At 54.4% G+C, this 6,915-nt stretch carries 8 protein-coding genes; 2 read left to right on the forward strand and 6 right to left on the reverse strand.

Annotation, left to right across the window (positions count from 1 at the left end; genetic code table 11):
* The 5 genes from K5905_RS23435 to K5905_RS23455 form a co-directional block, all read right to left on the reverse strand.
* The coding region (locus tag K5905_RS23435) for a flagellin (protein ID WP_297588456.1) at positions 1 to 782 on the reverse strand (782 nt) is incomplete at its 3' end.
* 341 nt (positions 783 to 1,123) lie between these two features.
* Complete coding sequence (locus K5905_RS23440) at positions 1,124 to 1,519, reverse strand: flagellar protein FlaG (RefSeq protein ID WP_297588458.1); 396 nt, start codon at positions 1,517 to 1,519, stop codon at positions 1,124 to 1,126.
* Between the two features lie 219 nt (positions 1,520 to 1,738).
* The gene (locus tag K5905_RS23445) at positions 1,739 to 2,233 is read right to left on the reverse strand and encodes a flagellar protein FlgN (protein ID WP_297588460.1); all 495 of its coding nucleotides are present in this window, start codon (positions 2,231 to 2,233) and stop codon (positions 1,739 to 1,741) included.
* Entirely contained in the window at positions 2,230 to 2,544 is a 315-nt protein-coding gene (locus K5905_RS23450) for a rod-binding protein (protein WP_297588463.1), read from the reverse strand. Before K5905_RS23450 ends, K5905_RS23445 begins: the two co-directional genes overlap by 4 nt.
* Complete coding sequence (locus K5905_RS23455; RefSeq protein WP_297588472.1) at positions 2,544 to 3,686, reverse strand: flagellar basal body P-ring protein FlgI; 1,143 nt, start codon at positions 3,684 to 3,686, stop codon at positions 2,544 to 2,546. The genes K5905_RS23450 and K5905_RS23455 overlap by 1 nt, the downstream gene beginning before the upstream one ends.
* Positions 3,687 to 4,010: 324 nt before the next feature.
* On the opposite strand from K5905_RS23455, the gene K5905_RS23460 reads away from it, so the two are divergent.
* A complete protein-coding gene (locus tag K5905_RS23460; protein ID WP_297588465.1) occupies positions 4,011 to 4,433 on the forward strand; it encodes a flagellar assembly protein FliX in 423 nt (140 codons plus the stop codon).
* 162 nt (positions 4,434 to 4,595) lie between these two features.
* Positions 4,596 to 5,012: an RNA polymerase-binding protein DksA gene (gene dksA / locus K5905_RS23465; RefSeq protein ID WP_297588466.1), complete on the forward strand. Its 417-nt coding sequence runs from the start codon at positions 4,596 to 4,598 to the stop codon at positions 5,010 to 5,012.
* 112 nt (positions 5,013 to 5,124) lie between these two features.
* Here dksA and K5905_RS23470 read toward each other — a convergent pair.
* Positions 5,125 to 6,915, reverse strand: a 1,791-nt coding sequence (locus K5905_RS23470; protein ID WP_297588470.1) for a bifunctional 2',3'-cyclic-nucleotide 2'-phosphodiesterase/3'-nucleotidase, incomplete at its 5' end; no start/stop codon positions are given.

The raw sequence follows: 6,915 nt of genomic DNA on the forward strand, positions 1-6,915 counted from the left end.
GTGACGGTCAGTGTGTCACCGGACAGGGCCGCGCTGGAACCATCAATGGCATCGATGGCAGCTTCGAGATCGTCGACAGTTGTCGTTGCAGTGATTTCGAGTGTGCTGATTTCGGTGCCGTTTGCATCGGTGAAGGTCAGCGTGTCACCTGCGGAGAACTCGTCATCCGCAGTTAGTAGGCTGCCACCGGTCAGGGCAGTGGTAGCCGTGCCATTTGTCAGTGTGATCGCCGAGGTGCCAGACGTTGCTTCAGTCAGATCGGAGAGGTTCAGGCCCGTGGAAAGGGTCGTGTCCGTGTAATCAACCGACGAGATCGACAGGGAAGAAGTACCGTCTTCGTTGAAAGTGACGGAAAGATCGTTACCTGTGCCACCGAGCAGGTTCTTGCCACCGTAACCAGCATCCTTAGCCAGATCCTCGATCTGCGTGAGCAGCTCGTTATATTCCTTGGCGTACTGGTTCCTCTCTGACTGGCTGGAAGTCTGCTGTGCCTGGTTGGCTTTTGCCTTTGCGGCATCAACCAGATCGGAGATTGCTTCAATCCCCTTGTCTGCTGCCTTCAGGGTCTGGACCGACTGGCCCATGTCGTCGAGCAGGGTGGAAAGATCGCTTGCACGGTTTTCCAAGCCTTTCGCAGTAAAGAAAGAATTCGGGTTATCGAGAGCCGAGTTTACTTTTTTACCGGTAGACAGTCGTTCTTGAACAGTTCCCATCAATTGAGATGTTGCTTGAAGAGAGCTGAGGTTCGTGCGCACTGCGCTCGAAAGTGTGATGTCTGCCATTACAGAGTTCCTTCTGTCTAAAAAGCCATTCTTCCTGAATGACGAGCGAACTCTGTCAGTTATTCTTGTAGTGAATCCTAAAATATTTGGTTAGCAGAATTTAACCTAAAGTATTTCTAAATTTTTATTGTTAAATTATTTGGTTAATAAGTGGTTTTTATAGATCTGTTATTGTTAACTATATAAATTAACCTTTGGAATTTGTTCGCTTCGACCATTGGATTCTTGCTTTTGACTCAAGGGGATGGTCAAGGGCGAGCGTGTGCAAGTGCCGTGGACGGCTATGCGCAGTAGGGCGACTTGAGGGATGGGGCGAAGCGAACCGGTGTGCGGAACTGCACTCAGATGGTTCGCTGTATCTTTTGGTCAGGGGCGGGGGTGTTTTGAGACTCGATCGTTTTTGTATATGCCCTGAGCCGCAAAAGGGTCTCGCTTGGAACCTGACGAACGACTTCACCGGTGTCGGTGTTGGTGGCCACATAAACGACCATATCGTTTTCCGTGTCCACGATATTGCGACGATCCAGGTTTCGCGAAACACTCTCGTGCAGCGATTGACCGTCGCGCTCGTTCTCGGCGGCACCGCGTCCGTTGCTTGTCTCTGTTGAAGGCCTTACGGTTTCTTCAGCAGGCAGATCCGTATTTGTTGCGGGGGCGTTCCGTTCCGGAGCCCGCGTAGCCGGCGTGATCGCCGTGTACGTCGGCGATGGCGGCCGGGCCAGTCCCGTATCCAGCATCTTTTCCTCCGGGTTACTAAAAACAACTACCCGTACAGAACTGTTTATAACGTTACGGAATGAATCTTTTGTTAACGGATTGATTAGAATTGATCTCGTTGCCGGTATTTCAAATTGATTCGTTTTCGGCCTGGTCGAAGCTGCACTGGGTTTCGGAACAAAAAAGCTCCCGTGAAGGGAGCCTTGCTGTTTGTGATATCTACCTTTGAGGTTTGGCGCTCACAGGGATTGGTTTACTGCAATGCCACGCGCAGATTGCGGACCCGTAGGGGCGCCGCCGGTGCGTCCATAAGTGGTCGGTGCAGCCGCATTCTTGGCACCCGCTACTTTCGCTACAGTGGCGACGATGCTGTTGGCCACATCGCGGGCCGTTGCCAGAACTGCGAGATTGATGCGAAGCACCGGTTGGAACTCGCTGTGTTGGCGACGCAGGTTTTGGGTCGATGCCGGCGATAGATTGCCGAGCGCAACCGCATGTTCTTTGGCGGTCATCATTCCACGGGTGTATTCGTGGATAAGCCGGGCCTTGTCCGCCTGGAGTTCACCGGCTTCCTTTAGCTTGCCGGCTCGCACAAGATCGGTTTCCATTTCAATTACGGACAAAAGCGCTTCCATAGTGCCTGAAAGGGCAGAGCAGAAACTCTCGGCTTCGTTTGGGCTGTTTGGCCGCTCCAACGAAAATGGAAATGTGTTTGTGTTTGGCTGTGCAGTCATCGGGCCCCCTCTTGCAATGCAAGCAATTCACGTTCGACACTGTCGGCAAGGCCAATTCCGCCCGCTTCCGAGATGGAACGTGCATATTCGTCGATCAGCAGGCTCTGCCAGGCATCCGCCCCATGACCGCTGCCCCAGGTGCCACCGTTCTCAAGCCCGGTGAACATGTTCTGGAGCATGGTGTTCAAGAACACTGCTTCAAATTCCTCCGCCGCTTCACGAGCTGCCGTCTTGTCGCTGCCGTCGATGCCACGGATCGTGTCTAGTGGATTTGGCTGGCTTGAAACTGGAGGAGTGGCGGATTGCAGCATCACAGCACCTCGATATCGGCTTGAAGGGCGCCGGAGGCCTTGATCGCCTGCAGGATCGAGATCATGTCCCGCGGGCCGATGCCCAGAGCATTCAAGCCATCAACCAGTTGTTTCAACGTTACCGTTTCCGGAACAATGGCGAGCTTTGTACCTTCTTCATTGACCGCGACATCGGAGCGCGGAACGATGGCGGTTTGACCATTGGCGAAGGGCAGGGGCTGCGACACCTGCGGTGTTTCCGCGATTGTCACCGTCAGGTTGCCCTGCGCGACAGCAACCATCGACACTTTCACATCCTGCCCCATCACGATTATGCCTGAGTTCTCGTCGATGACGATACGGGCGGCAAGATCGGGTTCAACAATGAGCTGTTCAATATCCGTCAAGAGGTCGACAATGTTGCCGTCATACTGGCGCGGCAGGTCGAGGCGCACAGTGGCCGGATCAAGCGGTTCAGCAGTTGGCATGCCAATCAGTTCGTTGATGGAAAGTGCAACCCTTCTTGCGGTGGTCAGATCAGGATTGCGCAAAGCGAGCCGTAATGTGGTCAGGGATGCCAGCTGGAATTCAAGTTCGCGTTCGACAAGGCCGCCATTGGCAATTCGTCCGGCTGTAGGGACACCGCGCACCACGGAGGCAGCATCGGCTTGTGCCGAGAAACCGCCGATGGCCACGGACCCCTGAGCAATCGCATAAACTTCTCCGTCGGCACCAACCAGCGGCGTTACCAGCAACGTGCCACCCTGAAGAGAATCGGCATCACCAAGCGCGCTGACACTTACGTCGATGCGCGTGCCTTGAGTTGAAAACGGTGGCAGGTTTGCAGTCACCATGACAGCGGCCACCGTGTTGGTGTTCAAGGCGATGTTTCGGGTGTTGACGCCCAGGCGTTCCAACATTGCCTGCAGGCTCTGCTGGGTGAAGGGCGAATTGTTGAGCGAGTCGCCAGTGCCATTCAATCCGACAACAAGGCCGTATCCGATAAGCTGGTTTTCGCGGATGCCTTCGAAATCCGCGATGTCCTTAATGCGGGACGCGGCATCTACCGGCGTTAGAAATGTTGCCAGCCCGATGAGGAAAACAACAGCACACAATGTCTGATTTGCAAGCCACCCTGAAAATTTCCCACCCAAATTTCGCATCGCCACTTTGGTCCGTTTTCCAGATCCGACTGATCCTGCCGGTTTACAATCATTCGGATTGCGTAATGCGAGAGCCGTGCCAGATTTCTGATGCGCTTGGGATTTCCTAGCAAAACGGCGGAAAACCGTACTGATTGTGGGGATAACTGGAGGTAGTTTCACGTGATCGCGACAAATAGAGTTAATGAAGTGTGTTTGCAGCCAGGCAAATATTGCCTCCTGACTGGGGTCTGAATTACCCTTCCCGGCAGATTCTGACGTGCCGTAGTCCGAAACGTGGACTGGCGGCACTGAAACGGCGTTCAGCCGGACTGGAAAACAACAATGCGTATAACGAACAATAAGCCGATCACCGGGGTGCAAGGGAAGGGCGCCAAAAAGCGTTCTCCCTCCGGTACGGAGGAGTTTGCGCCGGACCTGGGAAGTGAAGTCGTCCAATCCTCGCAGACCGCGGGCGGAGCGGCCATTCAGGGTATGGATGCGCTTCTTGCGCTCCAGGAAGTCGATGAGCGGGCCGAGCGCCGCTCCCGGGCGACCAGGCACGGCCATTCCATGCTGGATGCGCTTGAGGCCATCCGTGCTGATCTACTCGCCGGGCAGGTTTCGGAGGATCGATTGGAGATGCTTGCGCAGCAGGTTTCAAATCGTCCGCCGAGCAGGGATCCCGACGTCGATTCGGTGCTCGAGGAAATCGAATTGCGAGTAAAGGTTGAACTCGCGAAGCTTGGCCGATTCCCTGATTCGTGAATCCTCCGCACAATTAAAATTTACCATGAAACTCAATGAAACTTGCACAACAGTCTGAAAGATATAAACTTTTCGTAACGGTAATTTTCACAAATGAACCGTTGTCGGCTGGCGGAACCGGCTATATATTGCGCCCGGCCTAACGGTAATCCGGAGCTATCGATGACGGTTGAAATTGATTCTGAATATCGACCCTCGAACGACGAGCCGTTCATGAATGACAGGCAGCGTGAATACTTCAGAAACAAGCTGCTTGTTTGGAAAGAAGAGATCCTGAAGGAAAGTGCGGAAACGCTTACAAACCTGCAGGAAGAAAGCCAGAACCACCCAGATTTTGCCGACCGTGCGTCGTCTGAAACAGACCGCTCAATTGAGCTGCGCGCCCGGGATCGTCAACGGAAGCTGATTTCAAAGATCGATGATGCTTTGGAGCGAATTTCCGATGGGAGTTATGGCTATTGCGAAGAGACCGGCGAACCGATCTCCTTGCGGCGCCTCGAAGCACGGCCGATTGCGACATTGTCGATTGAAGCCCAGGAAGCGCATGAACGTCGCGAGAAAGTCTATCGCGACGACTGATTTCCAAAAAAGAACGGCCAGTTCACCGCACAGACGGTGACACCGAGAAACTATCAAACCTTCCCCTGATCGGGGAAGGTTTTTTGTTGTTTGATGCCGTTGGCACAGATCTTTAAAGCGTGATCCGGTAACGTGCAAAACCGTCAGCGCCATCCCCGGCAGGTTCGATCTTCACACCTTCAACAGAAGCTGCATGGTCTGTTCCTCCCGGTCCGGTTTCGAACAGAACGGTCGTGTCCGGCATGGGTTTGAAGGTCCAGTTCGCATCCGCGGACGGATTGATCGTGCCCTGCTCGACGATATAGCGCACCAGGACATCCCGGTTCGTGTCGGGGCCGACAAAGACCACGACATCATCGTTGATACCCGGGAAGTTTCCGCCACCACCTGCACGGTAATTGTTTGTCGCAACAACGAATTCAGCGTCAAGATCAAGTGGCTCGCCGTTGAAACGAATATTGACGATGCGGCTGGCATCCGGATTGATCAGTTCGCCTTTCGGGCCGTATTTCGAGGGCTGGCTCAAATCGATCTCGTAGGAGACACCATCGATTACATCGAAATTGTAGCTTGGAAACTCGGGGTTAATCAGCGGTTGATCGGCTTTTCCCGGTTCCACCTGCTGGAAAATTCCGGCGGATCGTTCCAGCCATTCCTTGACCGCACTGCCCTTGATGGCAACTGCTCGAACCGTGTTCGGATAGAGATAGAGATCAGCGACATTCTTGATGGCGACATCACCAACAGGCACATCAGTATAATAATCGGGACCACCGCGGCCGCCAGCCTTGAAGGGCGCGGCGGCTGAAAGAACGGGCAGGCCTTCCCACTGCGTCCCACTCAGCATCTGCTCAATGTACCAGGTCTGAGCCTTGGAAACGATTTGAACACTCGGATCGTCAGCAACCAGAGCGAAGTAGGAATGAAGCGGGGCGGAGGTCTTGCCAACAGGGCGTCGGACATAGGCGAGTGTTGCTTCGTGGTCCTCCTTGACCGCGTCCAGGACGTCCTGCTGGCTTTCGACCAGGGGCGTAACCTTGCGGCCTTCCTTTTCATAAATCGGCCGGGCATCCGTCATGAAATTCGCAACGCGCCAGCCATTGCCATCCCTCTCGACCATCAGATCGATGACACCAAGATGAGATCCCCAAAAGCCGCCCATGGCAGCCGGCTTTCCGAAGAGTGTGCCTTTCTCGCTGTCGACACCAGGCAGGCCCTCATAGGCCGGTCCGGGGAAAACCAGGTGATGGTGACCGGTAAAGACCGCATCAATGCCGTCAATCGCAGCCAGATGCAAAGAGGCGTTTTCCATGCCGTCCGTATAATCGTTTGCGTCGATGCCGGAATGGGACAGAGCGATTACCAGGTCGCAGCCTTGTTCACGCATTTCCGGCACAAATGCCTTTGCCGTTTCGACGATGTCGCGGGCGTTTGCACTGCCTTCAAGGTGGCGGCGGTCCCAGTTCATGATTTGCGGCGGTACAAAACCGATGAAGCCGATCTTGATCGGATGGGCGTTGCCGGCACCGTCCTGAATTTCCCTTTCCACAATCACGTAAGGCTTCAGGAAGAGTTGATCCTGGCGCGCGTTGGAAGCCAGTGTAGACCCCTTGACGAGGTTGGCGCAGACAACCGGGAAATTTGCACCTGCCAGAACCTTCATCATGAAGTCGAGGCCGTAGTTGAACTCGTGATTACCGAGGGCTGCAGCGTCGAAATTCAGGACATTCATGCCTTTTATGACAGGGTGAACATCGCCTTCTCGCATGCCTCTTTCATAGGCGACGAAATCGCCCATGGGATTGCCCTGGAGGAAGTCTCCATTGTCTACAAGAATGGAGTTTGTCGCCTCGTCGCGTATCTGTCGGATCAGCGTTGCTGTTCGTGCGAGACCTGCCGTGTC

The organism is Roseibium sp., from assembly GCF_025698965.1.
In the GTDB taxonomy this organism is placed as follows: domain Bacteria; phylum Pseudomonadota; class Alphaproteobacteria; order Rhizobiales; family Stappiaceae; genus Roseibium.